At 35.5% G+C, this 17450-nt stretch carries 22 protein-coding genes and 1 pseudogene; 6 read left to right on the top strand and 17 right to left on the bottom strand.

The window, feature by feature from the left end; translation table 11 throughout:
• Positions 1 to 163 precede the first annotated feature (163 nt).
• A pseudogene (locus MHH59_RS11240) lies at positions 164 to 349 on the bottom strand (hypothetical protein); the annotation flags it as partial.
• 516 nt (positions 350 to 865) lie between these two features.
• Positions 866 to 1087, bottom strand: a complete 222-nt coding sequence (locus MHH59_RS11235) for a hypothetical protein (RefSeq protein WP_340851217.1) — start codon at positions 1085 to 1087, stop codon at positions 866 to 868.
• Between the two features lie 76 nt (positions 1088 to 1163).
• Between MHH59_RS11235 and MHH59_RS11230 the strand changes: the two genes are divergently transcribed.
• The 5 genes from MHH59_RS11230 (at position 1164) to MHH59_RS11210 (ending at position 4173) form a co-directional block, all read left to right on the top strand.
• Positions 1164 to 1772 (top strand): hypothetical protein, encoded by a 609-nt coding sequence (locus MHH59_RS11230; RefSeq protein ID WP_340851216.1) that lies wholly within the window; start codon positions 1164 to 1166, stop codon positions 1770 to 1772.
• A 282-nt stretch (positions 1773 to 2054) separates the two neighbouring features.
• Complete coding sequence (locus tag MHH59_RS11225; RefSeq protein WP_324287142.1) at positions 2055 to 2141, top strand: hypothetical protein; 87 nt, start codon at positions 2055 to 2057, stop codon at positions 2139 to 2141.
• Positions 2125 to 2481, top strand: a complete 357-nt coding sequence (locus MHH59_RS11220; protein ID WP_215561101.1) for a tyrosine-type recombinase/integrase — start codon at positions 2125 to 2127, stop codon at positions 2479 to 2481. Before MHH59_RS11225 ends, MHH59_RS11220 begins: the two co-directional genes overlap by 17 nt.
• 73 nt (positions 2482 to 2554) lie before the next feature.
• Positions 2555 to 2869: a thioredoxin family protein gene (locus tag MHH59_RS11215; RefSeq protein ID WP_001206934.1), complete on the top strand. Its 315-nt coding sequence runs from the start codon at positions 2555 to 2557 to the stop codon at positions 2867 to 2869.
• Between the two features lie 422 nt (positions 2870 to 3291).
• Positions 3292 to 4173, top strand: coding sequence for a cation diffusion facilitator family transporter (locus MHH59_RS11210; protein ID WP_002085782.1), 882 nt, complete (start codon positions 3292 to 3294; stop codon positions 4171 to 4173).
• Here the strand turns inward: MHH59_RS11210 and MHH59_RS11205 are convergent.
• The 5 genes from MHH59_RS11205 to MHH59_RS11185 form a co-directional block, all read right to left on the bottom strand.
• The gene (locus tag MHH59_RS11205) at positions 4163 to 4798 is read right to left on the bottom strand and encodes a phosphatase PAP2 family protein (RefSeq protein ID WP_002127255.1); all 636 of its coding nucleotides are present in this window, start codon (positions 4796 to 4798) and stop codon (positions 4163 to 4165) included. The genes MHH59_RS11210 and MHH59_RS11205 overlap by 11 nt on opposite strands.
• A gap of 77 nt (positions 4799 to 4875) precedes the next feature.
• Positions 4876 to 5631, bottom strand: a complete 756-nt coding sequence (locus tag MHH59_RS11200; RefSeq protein WP_002127254.1) for a sporulation protein — start codon at positions 5629 to 5631, stop codon at positions 4876 to 4878.
• Entirely contained in the window at positions 5613 to 6434 is an 822-nt protein-coding gene (locus MHH59_RS11195) for a serine/threonine protein kinase (protein WP_340851214.1), read from the bottom strand. Before MHH59_RS11195 ends, MHH59_RS11200 begins: the two co-directional genes overlap by 19 nt.
• Positions 6434 to 6616 (bottom strand): hypothetical protein, encoded by a 183-nt coding sequence (locus MHH59_RS11190; RefSeq protein ID WP_002141661.1) that lies wholly within the window; start codon positions 6614 to 6616, stop codon positions 6434 to 6436. Before MHH59_RS11190 ends, MHH59_RS11195 begins: the two co-directional genes overlap by 1 nt.
• Positions 6617 to 6726: 110 nt before the next feature.
• Positions 6727 to 6906 (bottom strand): YozD family protein, encoded by a 180-nt coding sequence (locus tag MHH59_RS11185; protein ID WP_002012644.1) that lies wholly within the window; start codon positions 6904 to 6906, stop codon positions 6727 to 6729.
• Between the two features lie 149 nt (positions 6907 to 7055).
• Here MHH59_RS11185 and MHH59_RS11180 point away from each other — a divergent pair, with 149 nt between their 5' ends.
• Entirely contained in the window at positions 7056 to 7211 is a 156-nt protein-coding gene (locus MHH59_RS11180) for a DUF3930 family protein (protein WP_002018281.1), read from the top strand.
• A 4-nt stretch (positions 7212 to 7215) separates the two neighbouring features.
• Here the strand turns inward: MHH59_RS11180 and MHH59_RS11175 are convergent, their stop codons facing one another.
• The 10 genes from MHH59_RS11175 to MHH59_RS11130 form a co-directional block, all read right to left on the bottom strand.
• On the bottom strand, positions 7216 to 7878 hold the full coding sequence (locus MHH59_RS11175; RefSeq protein WP_002012647.1) for a hypothetical protein: 663 nt from the start codon (positions 7876 to 7878) through the stop codon (positions 7216 to 7218).
• Between the two features lie 268 nt (positions 7879 to 8146).
• Positions 8147 to 8362: a YozE family protein gene (locus MHH59_RS11170; protein WP_002085796.1), complete on the bottom strand. Its 216-nt coding sequence runs from the start codon at positions 8360 to 8362 to the stop codon at positions 8147 to 8149.
• Positions 8363 to 8434: 72 nt separating this feature from the next.
• On the bottom strand, positions 8435 to 8707 hold the full coding sequence (locus MHH59_RS11165; RefSeq protein WP_002085797.1) for a YokU family protein: 273 nt from the start codon (positions 8705 to 8707) through the stop codon (positions 8435 to 8437).
• Positions 8704 to 10122 (bottom strand): lysine 2,3-aminomutase, encoded by a 1419-nt coding sequence (gene ablA, locus MHH59_RS11160; protein WP_002012651.1) that lies wholly within the window; start codon positions 10120 to 10122, stop codon positions 8704 to 8706. The genes MHH59_RS11165 and ablA overlap by 4 nt, the downstream gene beginning before the upstream one ends.
• A 210-nt stretch (positions 10123 to 10332) precedes the next feature.
• A complete protein-coding gene (rocR, locus tag MHH59_RS11155) occupies positions 10333 to 11718 on the bottom strand; it encodes an arginine utilization transcriptional regulator RocR (RefSeq protein ID WP_003189045.1) in 1386 nt (461 codons plus the stop codon).
• A 178-nt stretch (positions 11719 to 11896) separates the two neighbouring features.
• Positions 11897 to 12796 (bottom strand): putative beta-lysine N-acetyltransferase, encoded by a 900-nt coding sequence (gene ablB, locus MHH59_RS11150; RefSeq protein WP_002127248.1) that lies wholly within the window; start codon positions 12794 to 12796, stop codon positions 11897 to 11899.
• Positions 12793 to 14061: a peptidase gene (locus MHH59_RS11145; RefSeq protein ID WP_002127247.1), complete on the bottom strand. Its 1269-nt coding sequence runs from the start codon at positions 14059 to 14061 to the stop codon at positions 12793 to 12795. Before MHH59_RS11145 ends, ablB begins: the two co-directional genes overlap by 4 nt.
• 15 nt (positions 14062 to 14076) lie before the next feature.
• Positions 14077 to 14739, bottom strand: coding sequence for a CoA transferase subunit B (locus tag MHH59_RS11140; RefSeq protein WP_002127246.1), 663 nt, complete (start codon positions 14737 to 14739; stop codon positions 14077 to 14079).
• Entirely contained in the window at positions 14724 to 15422 is a 699-nt protein-coding gene (atoD, locus tag MHH59_RS11135; protein ID WP_002085805.1) for an acetate CoA-transferase subunit alpha, read from the bottom strand. Before atoD ends, MHH59_RS11140 begins: the two co-directional genes overlap by 16 nt.
• Positions 15419 to 16729 carry an aspartate aminotransferase family protein gene (locus tag MHH59_RS11130; protein ID WP_002185938.1) on the bottom strand — a complete coding sequence of 437 codons (1311 nt, stop codon included), beginning with the start codon at positions 16727 to 16729 and terminating at the stop codon, positions 15419 to 15421. Before MHH59_RS11130 ends, atoD begins: the two co-directional genes overlap by 4 nt.
• Positions 16730 to 17450 lie beyond the last annotated feature (721 nt).

Raw genomic sequence — 17450 nt, 5'->3', positions numbered from 1 at the left:
ACACTATTTAACAGTACATAGTTCATTTATCCAGCACTTTCAAAACAGCTTGTACACCGTTAAAATACTTCATGCACTACAAATAAATTATCCGTTCTTGTACAGGATGAGTATAAATTTTGGAATGTCCTGATATTAAATTACTTACAAGGTTTCATACCACTTATACTTTTGGAGACGGGAATCTTGCAGCTTCAAAATGCGTACTATCTTCTACATTACTAATAACTCCAGCTACGCTACTTTGTGCAAAAATTTCGACTAAATCCCCTGCACTCAATTGAATTATGGATGAAACAGCTACAACATTAGCAAAGTTTATTGGACCAAAAAAATCATTATCTATTTCATAGACACCATTTATCAAACACTCCATGTTTCTTCACCCCTTGAATATTTTTTAAATAAAAATACATACTATTTTCAAGCCGTGGTATCCACGGCTAGTACTTCTTTCTTTTGTTACAGTAGTAAGCAGGCAGGTTCTTCACCTATCTGCTTTCTCTGTATATTTTTTTAGATATCGAAAATACTACCTACAAGCTGTTTGAACTAGCAGCTTCACTCTTCTTGTAATGGGAAAGCAATTTATCACAATTAGCTAACTCATTCAACTCACAGGCAGACAACCAAAATTGTTGTCTGCTTTTTGTATGGAATTTTTCATTTTGCATATACTACTTTTGAGCCTGTTTACCAACGCAAGCCATTTTGGTGTTTTGAATTCCGACTAAGCTTTTATGTTGCATAGATTATTACATATTTGACAACACTGGTTAAAAGCGCGTTTTCTGGTTATTCGTAGTTCTAGTCCAGAATAATTTTCCTTCTATAAAGGACAGCAGGTACGACTGCTCGTCCTTTTTTATTGCCCCAAATACTTTTGTAACAATTCCAACGCTTCATTAATGCTCCCATTTAAATCATCAAGTTCAGCATCTTCTGGACACTCCTGCAAAATCACTACCGCTCGACTTATGACATCTTGTAACTCTTCGATATCGATAGAAGTTGTAATAATTCCCTCTTGTTCTTGCGGATCAGCTTTGCCGTAGCCATTGTGCATGGACATCGGGTTTTCTAGCATCTAGCTCACCTCCTTAAAAAATGCAGGATTCTCCTTTCCATTATCGAATTAGTAATGTTTGAAAAGGGGGTGTAATATGGCAGAAATTAAAGTAGGACTTACACAATTTTTAGACTTCACACTGAAAAGTAGTGCAGCTAAAGCAAACTTTGTAAAAAATCTAAAATCTCAACCGGAATACCAACCAGCTTTTGATTACTGGAAACAATTACGAGATACTGTTATTAAATTTCATCAAAACGAACTACCTTTTGAATGTTTCGAAACATTAGTGCAAACGGTTGATCAGAAGAAAAAGCAAAACTATATTGATGTCATAAAACAGTACAAAAAATTTATTAAAAACAAAGACGTCTCTTGGCTCGATCCAGGTAAATCACATTGGATATCAGATGATTTAATCGTCCGCTCATCACCTGAACTCGGTTTGCTCATTAATGATGAGCCGCATCTTATCAAACTGTTTTTCAAAGGAAAAAAAGAGCGAATTGATAAATACAACATCAACTCAACGCTGACATTATTAAACGAATCGACATTTTCAAATGAACATAACGATGTGAATTATACGGTTCTTAACATCCAAAAGAACAGAATGTATACGAATAACTCTATTAATAATGATCATTTAATAGCGCTTGAATCAGAAGCTAACCAGCTTTGTTATATATGGAATAAGATGTAAAGAGTACTATTCATCTCTTTCAATACCTTTTCCATGCATAATTTGGGCACAATTTTCACAGATCCTATCAGTTTAGCCCACCCTGCATTGTTCCTCACGAACAATGCAGGGTGGGCGTTTTTTCGAAAATAGTTTCTTTAACCATTTCCGCATCCTAACTCACCTCCTCCGAAAGAGTGATATAATGAGCTCTCTCCACTAAATCAGCGTTAACACCCTAGCTTTTTAACCGATGAAGAAGTTCTTCGTTTTTTAGAACATGCAAAAGAAAACCGTTATTATATCGCTTATCTTCTTGCTATTACATGTGGAATGCGTAAAGGTGAAATCTTAGGTCTACAATGGAAAGAGATTGCTGATTTTACCTGACATTACTTTAATGGCACTAAATGACCATCTGCAAAAAATCTCTGAGGAAAAAGAGCAATATGATGAAAGCTATAATGACTACGATTTGGTCTGCCGTTTCAGAAGTTTGACACAGCTCTGGAAAAAGCTTATAAAGAAAAGTGAGGTTCCCGATATTCGGTTCCATGATCTGAGGATTATGTTAAAGCAAGGTATACATCCGAAGATTGTGAGTGAACGATTGGGGCATAAAAAAGTAGGTATCACCTTGGACACCTACTCACATGTTGTACCAGGACTTCAGGAAACTGCGGTGGATCAATTTGCAAACGAATTATTCGGAAAGAAAAACTTTTGTTAGAAGTTTTCGTTTCTAGGCAAAAACACCGCCTAAATAACCCAAAATATTATAAGTGAAAAAGGAGCAACAAAACATGAGAGAAATCAAGTCTGACAAGGAATTCAAAGACATCATCGCAAGCGAGGAGCCAGTAGTTGTTAAGTTCTTTACTACATGGTGCCCAGATTGCGTGCGTATGGACAACTTTATCGGAGATGTAATGGAAGAGTTCAATAAATTTGAATGGTATTCTATTAATAAAGATGAGTTCCCAAGTATTGCTGAAGAGTATCAAGTAATGGGTATTCCAAGCCTACTTGTATATCAAAATGGCGAAAAGTTAGGTCACTTACATAGTGCAAATGCAAAAACGGAAGAGCAAGTTACTGAGTTTTTAGAAGCATACTAAGAAACGAAAAACCTCTGAAAAATCATCAGAGGTTTTTTTCGTTTTCAAATTGTTCTTTGCCTTTGTCTCTTTCTGGAAAGTGAATATTATAATGCTTTCTCCTCTTCTTATTGAAGAATTTTGTTATCATTTCTTATATATTACTCACATGAGGAATTACAAAGAGTCATTTTGCGAAAAATATATATGAAAAAAATTTTGAGAATCATTATTCTCGCCCTCTTTCCATTTGCCATAATCATCATTAATTGTTTAATAAATTTCCACTTTGTACTTTTCAACATATTTTTCCTTAACGAAACTTTGTTATCCCCTTCTTAAAAAGCTATAAAACGTCAACAATGTTTGTATAGACCCACACGAGTTTCGTTTGATACTCTATGTATAGAAAGAAATTCCTTGTAGAAAGGCGAGTGATTAAAATGGATTCTCTTTCTCATAAAGAAGCTGATAAAGGTGCTATTGTCAGCATTATAGCCTACATATTTTTATCCTCTATGAAAATCATCATCAGTTATATTACCCTCTCTAGCGCATTACGTGCTGACGGTTTGAATAACTTAACGGATATTGGTGCTTCTTTAGCAATATTAATTGGCCTGAAAATTTCTCGTAAGCCTCGTGACCCAGATCATCCATATGGGCATTCGCGTGCAGAACAAATCGCATCACTTGTTGCTTCCTTTATTATGGCAACGGTCGGATTAGAAGTTGTTATTAGTGCAATTCAATCGTTTTTCAATCCGAAACAAGCAGCACCTAATGTACTTGCTGCATGGGTGGCTTTATTTTCTGCTGTCGTTATGTACGGTGTATACAAGTATACGAAAAAGATTGCAATGCGAACAAAAAGTAAATCATTAGAGGCTGCTGCAAAAGATAATTTATCAGATGCTCTTGTAAGTATTGGTACAGTAGTAGGTATAGTCGGAGCACAGTTCCAAATGCCTATTTTGGACCCTATTGCTGCTTTACTTGTCGGTCTTATTATTTGTAAGACCGCGTGGGAAATTTTCGTAGAAGCTTCTCATATGCTAACGGATGGAATTGATCCTGAAAAAATGGATGAATACGCTGATGCTATAGGGCATATTTCAGGTGTAGAACATATTGTAGATATTCGTGCTCGTATGTATGGGAACCAAACGTATGTGGATATTACAATTGAAGTAGATGCTCGAATGGATGTTAGCGAAAGCCATTGTATTACTGACAATATTGAAGATATGCTTCGAAAAAAATTCGGAATTTACCATGCTCATATTCATGTGGAGCCCATGCAAAAAGAACCTATTATGACATAGGTTCTTTTTTAATGAACGCCTTATGAAATATAATACATAAAACGAGCCAGCTACCGCCCGCTGCCCATCCGGCTAATATGTCAGATGGATAGTGTACGCCAAGATAAATTCGGCTAACTGAAATAGATAATACAACGAAGCTTGCTATAAAAATAATCAGCAACTTTTTATGCAATGAAATACGATCTTCTGTAATTGTGACGTATGCAATAAATCCTAAAAAAGCAGTAGCATTCATCGTATGACCGCTCGGAAAGCTATATCCAGTTGCTGTAACAAGCTGCGTCACATCAGGTCGTGCTCGTTCATACCATAGTTTGAGCATACTGTTCAAATAACGTGATCCGTAATAATTAATTGTTAGAAGTAATGCACTTAATATTTTTTTTCTAAGAAGAAAATACATTACAAGTATAATGAGTAACGGGAAATATATTCTTTTTGAACCGATAAAGGACACCCAAGTAAAATAGGTTGTCAAATACTCGTTTCGGAAACTTTGAATAAAGTGTGCGACTACATTATCAAATTTTTCAATACAAGCGGTATGATACGAAAGTGATAGTGCGACAAAACAAATGAGTAGTGTACAACTTAACAAGTATAAATGTCGGTATCGTTTCACATACATAACCTCACTATGCAAAAAAATGGAGCGGTTGTTTTAGTTTTCCTCTCCATTTCTTTTTTATGCATAGTTTATTAAAAAATATTATTGTTAATTTTTTGCTGCATCGTTGGAATATCTTCGCTTGTTACTGTAAAGCGAATAACCTTCTCATCAAGATCAAGCGCTTCTGCGAATAAACCAGCCAATCCACGTGATTTTCTATCTACTTCCATAATAATTTCTAATCGATCGTGGGCACTTGGCAAAATTAATAATTCTAATTCATCTAATTTCCCATAATACTCTCCGGAAACTGGAATAAACTCAAATTCTTGCGCGAATGGAACTTGCTTACGTAATCGATACGGTAATTCTTCGCATTCTATATGACGCGCTTTAAAACCTAATTGATTTACACTATTTAATACACTGTTCAATAGCGCATTCGGCAATACTTGAATATAATCACGGTCACTTGGATCAATACTACGTTTAATATCAAGACCTGTATGAACCCAAACCGTTTTCATTCCAAGTGTTAGTGGTGCTTCAATTGGCATTAAAAACGAAAATGGAATTTCCACTTTTTCATTTGGCTCTACAGAAAATGGATCTGTTAAACGAACTCGCTCTAAATCATACGATGCAGTTACTTTTTTATCATCCACTTCTCTTACATATGACGTCGACAACGTTAAGTAAATGCTTTCAATTTCTTGGCTAACTGAACCTCCAGTTATATGAACCTTCCCTACTATCTCTTCTCCAACTGTATACTCATCTCTTTCAAGAACGGTATCTACTTTTGCACTACCAATACCAACACTTGCTAAAAACTTTTGAAACATGGGGTCTCCATCCTTTCTAAAGCGTAAGCTACATCTTTTTTCAAATCTTGTACATTTTCATAGTATGGCGCTTTCATTTGTAACATTCGCATCAGTATGTCGCGATTATATTCTTCCAGCACTAACTCTTCATACCAAGGTTTTTCCTTTTTTTCAGTCGATTGATAACTAGCATACAATAAAAATAATACGAAATGACCGAGCGCATAAAAGTCGCTACGAAAGTGAACTTCTCGCATCAAAGCTTGTTCACCTTCATAAGTTATAGCTCGCTCATCACCCTCACCTTTCAATTTAGCCAATCCAAAATCAATAATACTAATCTGATTTTCTTTCATTAATATGTTTGGAATACGTAAATCTCGGTGAATGATACCTTTACTATGAAAATACGAAACAATTCCTAGTACTTCATATAAAATTTCAAAAACTTCACGTTCATCATATACTTGCCCATCTAAGAAAATATGATCTTCGAAATTTTCCCCCGGCATATACTCCATCACAAAAAAGTTCTTTTTCTCCCATATGAAATGATCATGTAGATTAGGAATTGACGCATGATTTAATGTTTGTAAAATCACTTTCTCTTGCTCAAATGATTTTCTACCAGACTCATATCTTTGTTTACTTTTCCTTAATTGTTTTAAGACTTTATATTTATTTATCTGTAAATCATTAACGACATATGTAACCCCATAACTGCCCATTCCAATTACTGATTCAATCTTATAACGCTCTGCAACGATTGTATTTTTTCGCAGTGGTCTATCAAATAAAGCTAGTATACGACGCCATTTCATCAGCTACTTGAAAAGAAGCTACGGCTTTTACGTTTTCTTTTATAATGCTGATGCCCATAACCAGATGAACGTCGTTTATTATCGCTACTTGAATACGAGCGCCCTCTATGACGATAATCACTACTTGAATACGAACGATGTTTTTTCTTTCCTAATAAAGAATCAATAATTTTTTTGAACATCCCTTCACCTCTTGTATAAAATTTTCTTTTAATTATACCAACAATTCTTGTCTATATTTGTGACAAGTTTGTAAAGAGTAAAAAACGACGAGTTAAGCCCGCCGTTACTTTCAATCTTCCTCTTCATCAAAAACTTCATCAATCATGCATTTCTCTAATAAATACTCAAATGTAATATCTGCCAGGTCCTCAATTTCTTCTCTTTTTGGAACGTACCCTCTTTCAATTAGTCGCTCATAAAAAAACTCCGCAATCTCTTCCGTGTCAATTACGACTTCAATTTCCTTCATGAGCATCACTCCTTTATTTCTGTTTTATGAAAAAATCTCAAAATTATGTATATGAGATTAGAAAAATAGTTTTTCTTTTTTTATAAGTCATATCATGTAGGTAAAGGGCATACGATGTTAGTACAAGCTATCCAAAGGGGGAAATAATAATGGAATACCAATACGAAGTAGAGCAAACAAAAGAAGAGTTCATGCATGAAGATCAATGGGCAGACTCTCTTATTAAATGGCTTTTTATTTTTTTAATAATTGTAGGCATACCTTATACTGCATATGTTGTTGTTCAATTTATTCTCTCTTTCTAGTTAACTATTTTTTCTCTGTCAATTTAACTAAATAATTTTGAACAACATCCATAACAATTTTATATTCTTCATCTTTAAATGTATCGAATAATAAATGATAATCATTATAAATATCTAATAGCCCATCAATAATTTCTTGGCGATTCGTCTTTACACTTACTTTTTTCGAATTGTTAATTGACTTCAATTTTCCTAAATCTAATTTATTCATACCAGCTTTATCTTGTTTCATTTTCTTCAAAATTGCATTTGCCGTTTGTGCATTGGCAAGTAATGTTAAATCTGATTCATCAGCTTCTAACCATTCACCATCAGTAATTCGTGACAATTCATATATAGTATCTTCCCATGCATCATTTTTATATCTCCATACTTCTGTACGAAAACCAACAATACGAAAAACATCTTTATCATATCCAGTTACTTGCACGAGATCACCAAACGTAAAGTTATAATTTAATTCAATCCACTCTGTGTCGCCCTTTTTCATTTCTTGCTCTGTAACATGCTGCAAAGTTTGTTCTACATAAAATCCATCGTGATTATTTACTTCGTATACGTAAACTCCATCTAAAACTTTCATATTTGTAACTTTCCCAACGGTTCCATATAGCGTAATCACGACTATGTCCCCTACGTTATATTTAGGTTGTTTTTTCCTTGCCATCAATATCTCTCCTTTTTTAAACGTCGTGATTTTGATAACAGTATATGCAACCTACATAAAAACGCTTATCACAGAAGCTTATATTCATAAATTTTTTCAATAAAAAAGTAGAATTTGTATATAACTTAAAAAAGCTAGTATTTAAACTAGCTTTTTTATTTATGTTCTAACAGCAAGACGTATTGTAAATAAAAAAGCATAATGAATACTTCACTTCTTTCAAAGTAATGTATTCATTATGCTTTCATTTTCCTAAAACTTCATATCGTTATCTCTCTTGTATATATAAATCCCATGCATCATCAAATATAGACATACTTTCTAGCATTCCACTTAACTCTAAGTATGAACTAATTACATCATAGTCTTCAGATTGCTTCGGAAAACTTAAATCATCATACATCGCCTCTGCTAAATCTGATATTTCATTTTTAAATAAAGCTGCACGGTGCTTCATCATATAATGGTAAAATGTCTTTTTCAAAAATATTCCCTACCTTTCTAACTTGGGTACATTATACAAGGCAAAAAAGAAAAAAACCAGCATAAAAGCTGGTTAAAAGTCGAAATAATTCCTTTTTAATAAACGTGGTCTTCCCATCAACTCTTCGTATGTTAGTTGTTTTGGCAAATCTTTCGTATAAATTAAAAACAACTGATCTTCAATTTCTTTTACAGTATGGTCTGCTTGATAGTCCATTCCACATGAGGAACAAGTAATACATGGTGTCTCTTGGATTTCAATGGCTTTCGTACCATCTGGTAATTCCCAATATACAGTATTCAAGCTTTCTTTCGCTTCTGTACTGTCACACCACATACAATTCATACTACGTCACCCTCATTTTTTTTGTCATCATCTAACTTTGCTATTTGTGCTTGATATTTTTTATCTTTTAATTGATCACGCTTATCACGTTTATCTTTTAAAGAAGCATGCGTTTCATTGACTTCATAATCTTTGCGGCGATTCATACGTTGTAAATCATCTGGAACAAGATTAAATTTCTTATCACTCATCAATCCTGCAACGCCGATATCAGAACGTTTCTCTTCATAAGTCGGATAAATTTCTTTAAAGTAGCCTTCTGCTCTTCCTGGGATATAGTTTTCTGGTTCTGGATACGTTGTAATAACCCCTTCAAAGTTACGAAGAACAACTTTATCCGCACTTTGTGAAATTAAATAGTTTGGCTGAAGCGCAATTTTTCCGCCTCCACCCGGTGCATCGACAACGAAAGTTGGTACTGCATAACCAGACGTATGTCCACGTAAGCCTTCAATAATTTCAAGACCTTTCGAAACTGGTGCACGGAAATGACCGATACCTTCTGATAAATCACATTGATAAATGTAATATGGACGAACACGAATTTTCACTAAATCATGCATAAGTTTTTTCATAATTGGAACGCTGTCATTAATTCCAGCTAAAATTACAGCTTGGTTTCCAATTGGAACACCTGCATTTGCAAGCATTTCACATGCTAGTTTCGATTCTTCTGTAATCTCAATAGAAGTGTTAAAATGAGTATTTAACCATACTGGATGGTATTTTTTAATTATGTTACACAGGTTTTCTGTAATACGCTGTGGGAATACAACTGGTGCTCTCGTTCCGATACGAATAATCTCAACATGCGGGATTGCTCGTAAATTCTTTAATACATATTCTAAAATTTTATCATTAATTAGAAGTCCATCACCGCCAGAAATTAAAACGTCACGTACTTGTGGTGTTTCACTAATATAAGCAATCGCATCATCTAATTGCTTTTTCGGTACGCCCATTCCAATTTGTCCACTAAAACGACGACGTGTACAGTAACGACAATACATAGAACATTGATTCGTTACTAAAAATAGTACACGGTCTGGATAACGATGAGTTAATCCTGGAACTGGTGAATCTTCATCTTCATGAAGAGGATCTTCTAAATCATATTTTGTTTTATATAACTCTTCCGAAATCGGTACTGATTGCATCCGAATCGGACAGCGTGGGTCATCAGGATTCATTAGCCAAGCATAGTACGGTGTAATGTTTAACGGGATCGTTTTCGTTGAAATTTTAACGCCTTCTTCTTCGTCAGGTGTTAAGTTAATTACTTTCTTTAAATCATCTAAAGTTTTGATCGTATTCGTTAATTGCCAAACCCAATCATTCCATTGTTCTTCTGTAACATCTTTCCATAATTCAATATCCTTCCAGTGACGATTTGGTTTGTATACATCATGTAACATTGCTATTCCCCCTTTTTATACGCTCATCCTTTATATAAGCAATAATTATGCCAACTTCATATTCTTGATAAGTAAATGCGAGAAATACCCTATTATATAAGAGAATAAATATTTTTAAGTGCTGTACTAAAACGATATTTACTATCATATTCATTACTTGTTATATATGTAAACGCTCTTTTATTGGTGCAAACACACAAAAACCGCCGATTATTCGGCGGTTTTGTCGTACTTGCTCAGTTTATATTGAAGCGTTTGACGAGGAATACCTAACATTTTTGCTGCTTGCAAAATATTCCCTTCCGTTTCAATTAACGCTTGATCTATTAATTCCTTTTCCGTTTGATGAAGAGCTTCCCTAAGCGGTAATATACTTTTCTTCTTCGGAAGTTTCTCTTTCCGAAATGTTCGTGGCAAGCAATTTGCTGTTAACGAATTCCCTTCTGTAATAATGACAGCATGTTCAATCGTATGCTTTAACTCACGAACATTTCCAGGCCATTGATAAGCTTGTAATCTTTCTTTCGCTTCCTTATCAATTTGAAGTACACCTTTTTTATAACTTTTATTATATTCTTTCAAAAAGTAAGACGCTAATAACAGTACATCCTCAGTTCTTTCGCGAAGCGGCGGGATATATAATGAAAATACATTTAATCGATAGTATAAATCAGTGCGAATTTTATTTTCTCTTAAACATACTTCTGGAGGCTGATTCATTGCAGTAATAACGCGAACATCTACTTTTCTCGTCTTATTATCACCAATGCGACGAATAACTCCATCTTCTAATACACGTAGCATTTTTGCTTGTAAATCAAGCGGCATTGAATTCAGTTCATCTAAAAATAATGTCCCTCCATCTACAAGTTCAAATAATCCTGCTCGTTCGATTGCCCCTGTATAACTACCTTTTGTCGTGCCAAACAGCAAACTTTCTAATAGCGACTCTGGCAAAGCTGCACAGTTTTGTGCAATAAACGGCTTATTTTTTCGTTTAGAAGCTTCATGAATCGCTTGCACAAATAGCTCTTTCCCCGTTCCAGTTTCACCATATATTAAAACATTCGCATCGGTTGGCGCTACTTTTTGTGCTAACTCTTTCGTCTGTTTAAAGCGGGAATCATCAGTTACAATTGTCTCGAATGCAACATGCTTTTTCACCGTTTTTTTGCTAGTCGATCGTTTTATTTTCGATTGTAGATCTACAATCGTATCAGTAAGCTTTTGAATAGTAGAATAATCTTTCGCAATTTCTACAGCACCAGCAATATTTCCATCTATTAAAATAGGTAACGTTGTATTGACCGTACAAACGTCTTCCCCATTTAAATTTTGGTAATGTTGAACTTGGTGTACGATTGGTTTTTTTGTATCTAATACTTTCATCAACGTACTTGTTTCTCTGGATAATGACGGGAATGCTTCTAATAAATGCTTTCCTAGCACATTTTCAATTTTAGATCCATCATGTTTTGCAGCAACTGTATTATAAAATATTGTAATCCCATTTTCATCTACTGCATGTATGGCCTCATCTATACTGCCCAAAATCGCTTCAATGACTTCCTGTGTCGAAACTGCTAGCAATGTCATCCCCCCTTTTGCCGAAAATCCAGCAAATTCAACGCCGAATTTTCGGCACCCTCTGTGCGATTATAAGCATGACGATTCCGTTCTATTATTTTGATGAAATGTGTATATATTTTTATTGCTTATTTATGGTTAAGTGAAACTTTAATCAGTGGGGCTTTATTATTAACCCGACTCCCACCTAACTTCTTTGCTTTACAGCCGAATTTTGAGGCGGGAGTCTTACTGCTTTCGAATAGCTGGATAAATCTTTCACCCATATATTCATATCTTCCAACTTATCAAAAATGTAGCAATTATTCGCAAGCCTTCCCGTATATGTATAGCCTAATTGATGAAAGGCTGCATTCATACCGAAAGATAGCGAGCGAGCAATTGTATAAGAACAAAAAATAGATTTTTCTTGGAGCTCTTCCTCCAATTTAATTAACAGACTTTTCATGAAACCATGTTTTCGATATTCAGGTAATGTAGCACAATTCGTTAATTCTGCATTACCTTCTTTCACGTTCATTTCAGCAGATGCTGTACTAATAATTTTCCCCTCGAATTCATAAACATAGTAAATTGTATCGTCTTCCTTCATCGTCTGCTTTACATAATTCCCATCATTTAAAGGTGTCGGATAAACTTCAAATACTTTTCCAAAGACAATTGCTAATTCTTCCGCATCCTCTTCTGTCGCTTTTCTTAACACAAATTCCTCTGGGACTATTTTTTCTTTCACTTCTTTTTCTTTTACACCACTTAAAATAGTATCTTCCTCAGTCCAATGAATACTATTTCGTCTTTCATCATTATGATATTTCACGAAGAAGTGCGCATCGTGCCCTTGAAAATAATGAGGTATTGTTGCTTCCAGTAAGAAACCGAAAGAGAGCCATGTTGAAACATGCTCTCCCTTTCCTTTAATAATACATTTAGTGAAAGAATGTTTCTTTGCTAATTCATCGATTGTTTGTATGATGCTTTCAACATTTCCTGTATAGTGATCAATTCTAATACGTTTATTAAAATAATCTAAAACCCCTTCTACTGTATAATGCTTTGTCTGTTCACTAAAAGATTCATAGTATTTCATTTTTTCACCTCACACCAATCTAGTAATGTACATGCAATTATTTTTGCGGCAGCAATCATTTTATCAACTTCTATATATTCGTTTGGATAGTGTGCTACTTTCGTCTCTCCTGGACCAAATACTATCGTGGGTACGTTAGCTATTTGTGTGAACAAACCTCCATCTGTTCCCCATGGCGAAGCTTCTATAATCGGCTCGTTCCCTTCGATTTCAACAAAGTTATGTTGAAGCGTTGTAATAAGTGGATGATTTTCTTCTAGTTCACCAGGAACCCATCTAGCCCCAAACCATTCTACTTCTACAGGATTTTTTACAAACCAACTATCCACATCTTTTAATTCACCAATCCAGCCCTCAAACTCTTCTTTTGCTGCCTCTATAGTCTCATTCGGCGCAATACCACATCTTCCTTCTAAAATTAATGAATCGGGAACAGAACTTGGCCAGCTTCCCCCTTCAATTTTCCCAACGTTAATTGGAATTGGAATCGGAATCCCCTTAAATAACGGATCTGTAATTCTACCATTTCTCTTCTCTTCTAATTTTCTCAAATGCTCTACAACAAACATACTTTTTTCAATTGCACTTACTCCTTCATAACGTGTACCACCGTGTGCTGCTTTTCCTTTTATATGTAGACGAAACCACATTGATCCTTGTTGTTTCGGAAAAAACTTCATATTCGTCGGCTCAGGAATAATAACGCCATCTGCCTTATATCCTCGTAAAATAGCGGCTAATGTTCCTGCCCCACCGCTCTCTTCTTCTATTACACTTTGAAAATGTATATCACCTTTTAGTTCAATACCAGATTCAATAATCGCTTCCATCGCAAGCATAAGTGAGACATTGCCGCCTTTCATATCTGTTGTTCCACGTCCATATATGCGGTTTCCTATTTTCTCTCCACTATATGGATGATGGTCCCACTGATTTACATCCCCTTCTGGCACGACATCAATATGCCCGTTTAAAATCATAGATTTCCCTTCGCCACTTCCTTTTAAAGTCGCTACAATGTTCGGGCTATCTGTAAAACTTATACGAGGTGATACGAAATAAGGGTGATCTTTCATTTCCTTAAAAGCAGGCTCCCAAATATCAAGATCTAGACCTAACTCACGCAACTTTTCAATAACAATTGCCTGTGCACCACTTTCATCACCAGATACGCTCTTTTCTTGAATTAATCGTGTTAAAAATTTTACACTCTCTTCTTCATGACCCTCAATATAATCACAAACTTGTTTTTTTAATTGCTCCATATATTACAACTCCCCTCATTCAATTACTAGTAAATTTGAGCTTATATGAAAATCAGCTGTCGTATGTCGTTTTACATCTTCTACAGTATATGGACTCATTAATTCTTGTAAGACAAGTCCTCTTTGGGTCACTTCCATGACAGCCATGTCTGTAATAATTAAATCTACACATTTTTTCGAAGTTAATGGCAATGTACATTCCGAAACAATCTTTGCATTTCCGTATTTATCAACATGATTCATCACAACAACGACCCGCTTCGCTTTTTGCGCTAAATCCATCGCTCCTCCAATACCTGGAACGCGTTTTCCTGGTACAATCCAGTTCGCTAAATCACCATTTTCACTTACTTGTAACGAACCAAGTATCGTAACATCAAGTAATCCTTTTCGAATCATGCCAAACGCCATGCAGCTATCAAAATAACTTGCTCCTGTAATAAGAGATGTTGGTAAACCAGCTGCGTTACATAAATTCTCATCTTCATTCCCTTTACTTGGCGTTGGTCCCATACCAACAATACCGTTTTCCGCATGAAACATAACATTCATATCTTCTGGCAAATGATTCGGTACAAGCGATGGAATTCCAATACCTAAATTTACAAGCATACCATTCTGAATTTCTTTCGCTGCACGTCTTGCAATCTTATCTCTTACTTCTACGCCCATACCCATTTCCAATTCACTCCTTCCGATGGCACGATATAATTTACAAATACACCTGGGACGACAATTTCTTCTGGATCTAAACTTCCAAGTGGAACAATTTCTTCTGCTTCTACAATCGTTATGTCACCAGCCATAGCTACGTGTGGATTCATATTACGAGCGCTTTTATCAAATACAAGATTGCCAAACGGATCCGCTTTTTTCGCATATACAATTGCGACTTCAGCCGTTAAAGCTGTTTCAACTAAATATGTCTTTCCATTCATTTCAACTGTACGCTTTCCTTCTTCTACAATCGTATCAACACCAACATCAACTAAAATACCACCAAGCCCTACACCACCAGCGCGAATACGCTCTGCGAGTGTTCCTTGCGGAGAGAATTCAATTTGCAATCTTCCTTCATTTAATTGTCTTCCCGCATTTGGATTTGACCCAATATGAGAAGTAACTAAAGATTTAACCCTTTCATTCGTAACAAGACGACCGATTCCTACATCAGGAAATCCAGTATCATTTCCTATTAAATTTAAATTTGTAATGCCTTTATCTAAAACAGCTTGAATTAAAGATGGAGGTGATCCGATTCCTCCAAATCCCCCAAACATTAATGTCATATCATCATGGAACAAAGAAATTACTTCCTCTATTTCTTTTAATTTACCGAATGTATTTGTAATAGTTGTCATGCGATACTATGCCCTCCTTTTTGCATCATCTCTTCCACGCTCTTTACAAAAATTGAAAGTAATTCATCTAACTCGGAATATGTAGTTGTCATTGGTGGTGCAACAAGCAGTGCACTATCCTCTTTTCCTGCTTGCCCTGAAACAGCTTGGTATAAGAGCAGTCCATTTTTAGCAGCAACTGAAATAAGCTCCGACGCTTTTGTAAACGGTTGCAATTCTATTCCAATTAGCAATCCTTTTCCACGCACATCGGCAATGATTGTCGATTGTTGCTGAACTTTCTGCAAACCTTTTAATAAATACTCTCCCTTTTCTGCTGTTTTTTCAGGTAAATTATGTTTCTCCATATATTCAATAACTGCTAAAGCCGTTGCTGCAGACAATGGATTTGCACTAAGCGTATGCCCGCTCATTACAGAACGTGATCCACGTAAAATCGGCTCCATAACACGGTCACTTACTATTGTCGCTGCCATTGGTGTATAACCCGCTCCTAGCCCCTTACCAAGGGTCATAATATCCGGTTCTACACCCCAGTGCTCCATAGCAAACCATGCACCAGTACGACCAAGTCCAGTCATTACTTCATCCGCAATAAATAATATATCGTAATGACTACAAATATCTTTAATTACTTTATAGTATTCTTTCGGCGGGACAACCGCGCCTCCAGCAGCTCCGATAATCGGTTCAGCAATAAAAGCTGCAATATGTTCTGCACCAATTCGATCAATCGCTCTTTCTAGTTCAGTCGCACAAGAAAGTTGACATGTTGGATATACCTTTTGTACAGGACATCTAAAACAGTATGGAGCTGGAATAGTCGGATAATCTTCCAAAATAGAAACGAAACGTTGTCTGCGCAGTGGATGCCCAGACATAGATAAAGCTCCCATTGTAATCCCGTGATAGCTCATCCACCGTGACAAAATTTTATGTTTCCCTTGAATGCCACGCTCCTGAAAATGCTGAATTGCGATTTTCATAGCTGTTTCATTTGCTTCCGTACCACTATTCACAAAAAAGCTCCAGTTCAAATCTCCTACAGATAAATCACTTAACTTCTTCGCTAATTTTTCAGCTGGTTCACTCGTAAACTGTGATCTATAAACGAAAGCGATCTCCTCTGCCTGTTTTTTTATAACTTCTGCTATCTCTGCTACGCCATGTCCAATACCTGCCGTAATCGCTCCAGACGAACCATCAAAATATTTATTTCCGTTTTGATCATACAAATACACACCTTTTCCATGTGAAATCATCGGATACGGCTGACCAACAAGTGGTTTAATTAAGTAATCGCGCATAGCGCTCCCCCATTTCTCCAATTTGTATATGTATATGAAGAAAATTGACGTTTCTTTCATAAAAAAGAATCCTCTGCAAAAGCAGTGAATTTATCAAAAAACTATTATAAAATATACAAATGACTGCTAAATATTATTTTAAAAACAGAAAATTCAGAACTTGAAATGAAGACCAATCTTACCTATACGCTTAAATACCCCTTCCTGATTTAAGATAACAGCAAATTGAATATTTTTTTAATATAATATCAACTTCCCTCAATTGCTGACATTGTGTAAACTTCGACGGAACTCCCGTTATTCTCCTTCCTATTATCCTACTTTATATTGCATATTTTCAAACAAAATTCGACATTTTACTTCGCCTCATTTATCATAACTATTTCTTAACAAATAGTACCACCTGTTTAGAACAATAAAAAAAGAACCGATTAACCACATTAATCAGTTCGGCACGACGCTCTTTTATCGGTATTACCTTATCCAACGCATCACTAAAATTAATAGAAATACTCATAATACAAATCCATAATTCGTCCCACAGCCTATAGCACAAAATCCTCCATAACTTCATTCCCAATAACTATGGGGATATCCCCATCCCAATGGTTCCACTCCTTCCATCAAAGTCAAACTGCCTTTCCTTTATAATTTATGTAGGACAATTATCGATTTGTATGTGTGTTTGCCTATAAATAAAAAAATCCCCATTTTAACTTTT

Origin of the sequence: Bacillus sp. FSL E2-0195 (assembly GCF_038003645.1) — a bacterium.
Taxonomy (GTDB): Bacteria; Bacillota; Bacilli; order Bacillales; family Bacillaceae_G; genus Bacillus_A; species Bacillus_A mycoides.
Note: the sequence above shows the minus strand (reverse complement) of the source record. Positions and strands in the feature narration are given on the sequence as shown.

What these genes read in the sequence shown, in the direction of transcription:
- atoD (WP_002085805.1), bottom strand. Translation starts at nt 15,422, where the DNA reads ATGACAACTATTACAAATACATTCGGTAAATTAAAAGAAATAGAGGAA.
- MHH59_RS11165 (WP_002085797.1), bottom strand. Translation starts at nt 8,707, where the DNA reads ATGAATTGTATGTGGTGTGACAGTACAGAAGCGAAAGAAAGCTTGAAT.
- MHH59_RS11190 (WP_002141661.1), bottom strand. Translation starts at nt 6,616, where the DNA reads ATGTTCAAAAAAATTATTGATTCTTTATTAGGAAAGAAAAAACATCGT.
- MHH59_RS11235 (WP_340851217.1), bottom strand. Translation starts at nt 1,087, where the DNA reads ATGCTAGAAAACCCGATGTCCATGCACAATGGCTACGGCAAAGCTGAT.
- ablA (WP_002012651.1), bottom strand. Translation starts at nt 10,122, where the DNA reads ATGTTACATGATGTATACAAACCAAATCGTCACTGGAAGGATATTGAA.
- MHH59_RS11195 (WP_340851214.1), bottom strand. Translation starts at nt 6,434, where the DNA reads ATGAAATGGCGTCGTATACTAGCTTTATTTGATAGACCACTGCGAAAA.
- MHH59_RS11145 (WP_002127247.1), bottom strand. Translation starts at nt 14,061, where the DNA reads ATGGAGCAATTAAAAAAACAAGTTTGTGATTATATTGAGGGTCATGAA.
- MHH59_RS11175 (WP_002012647.1), bottom strand. Translation starts at nt 7,878, where the DNA reads ATGGCAAGGAAAAAACAACCTAAATATAACGTAGGGGACATAGTCGTG.
- MHH59_RS11215 (WP_001206934.1), top strand. Translation starts at nt 2,555, where the DNA reads ATGAGAGAAATCAAGTCTGACAAGGAATTCAAAGACATCATCGCAAGC.
- MHH59_RS11230 (WP_340851216.1), top strand. Translation starts at nt 1,164, where the DNA reads ATGGCAGAAATTAAAGTAGGACTTACACAATTTTTAGACTTCACACTG.
- MHH59_RS11200 (WP_002127254.1), bottom strand. Translation starts at nt 5,631, where the DNA reads ATGTTTCAAAAGTTTTTAGCAAGTGTTGGTATTGGTAGTGCAAAAGTA.
- rocR (WP_003189045.1), bottom strand. Translation starts at nt 11,718, where the DNA reads ATGACATTGCTAGCAGTTTCGACACAGGAAGTCATTGAAGCGATTTTG.
- MHH59_RS11180 (WP_002018281.1), top strand. Translation starts at nt 7,056, where the DNA reads ATGGAATACCAATACGAAGTAGAGCAAACAAAAGAAGAGTTCATGCAT.
- MHH59_RS11210 (WP_002085782.1), top strand. Translation starts at nt 3,292, where the DNA reads ATGGATTCTCTTTCTCATAAAGAAGCTGATAAAGGTGCTATTGTCAGC.
- MHH59_RS11130 (WP_002185938.1), bottom strand. Translation starts at nt 16,729, where the DNA reads ATGCGCGATTACTTAATTAAACCACTTGTTGGTCAGCCGTATCCGATG.
- MHH59_RS11140 (WP_002127246.1), bottom strand. Translation starts at nt 14,739, where the DNA reads ATGGGTATGGGCGTAGAAGTAAGAGATAAGATTGCAAGACGTGCAGCG.
- ablB (WP_002127248.1), bottom strand. Translation starts at nt 12,796, where the DNA reads ATGAAATACTATGAATCTTTTAGTGAACAGACAAAGCATTATACAGTA.
- MHH59_RS11185 (WP_002012644.1), bottom strand. Translation starts at nt 6,906, where the DNA reads ATGAAGGAAATTGAAGTCGTAATTGACACGGAAGAGATTGCGGAGTTT.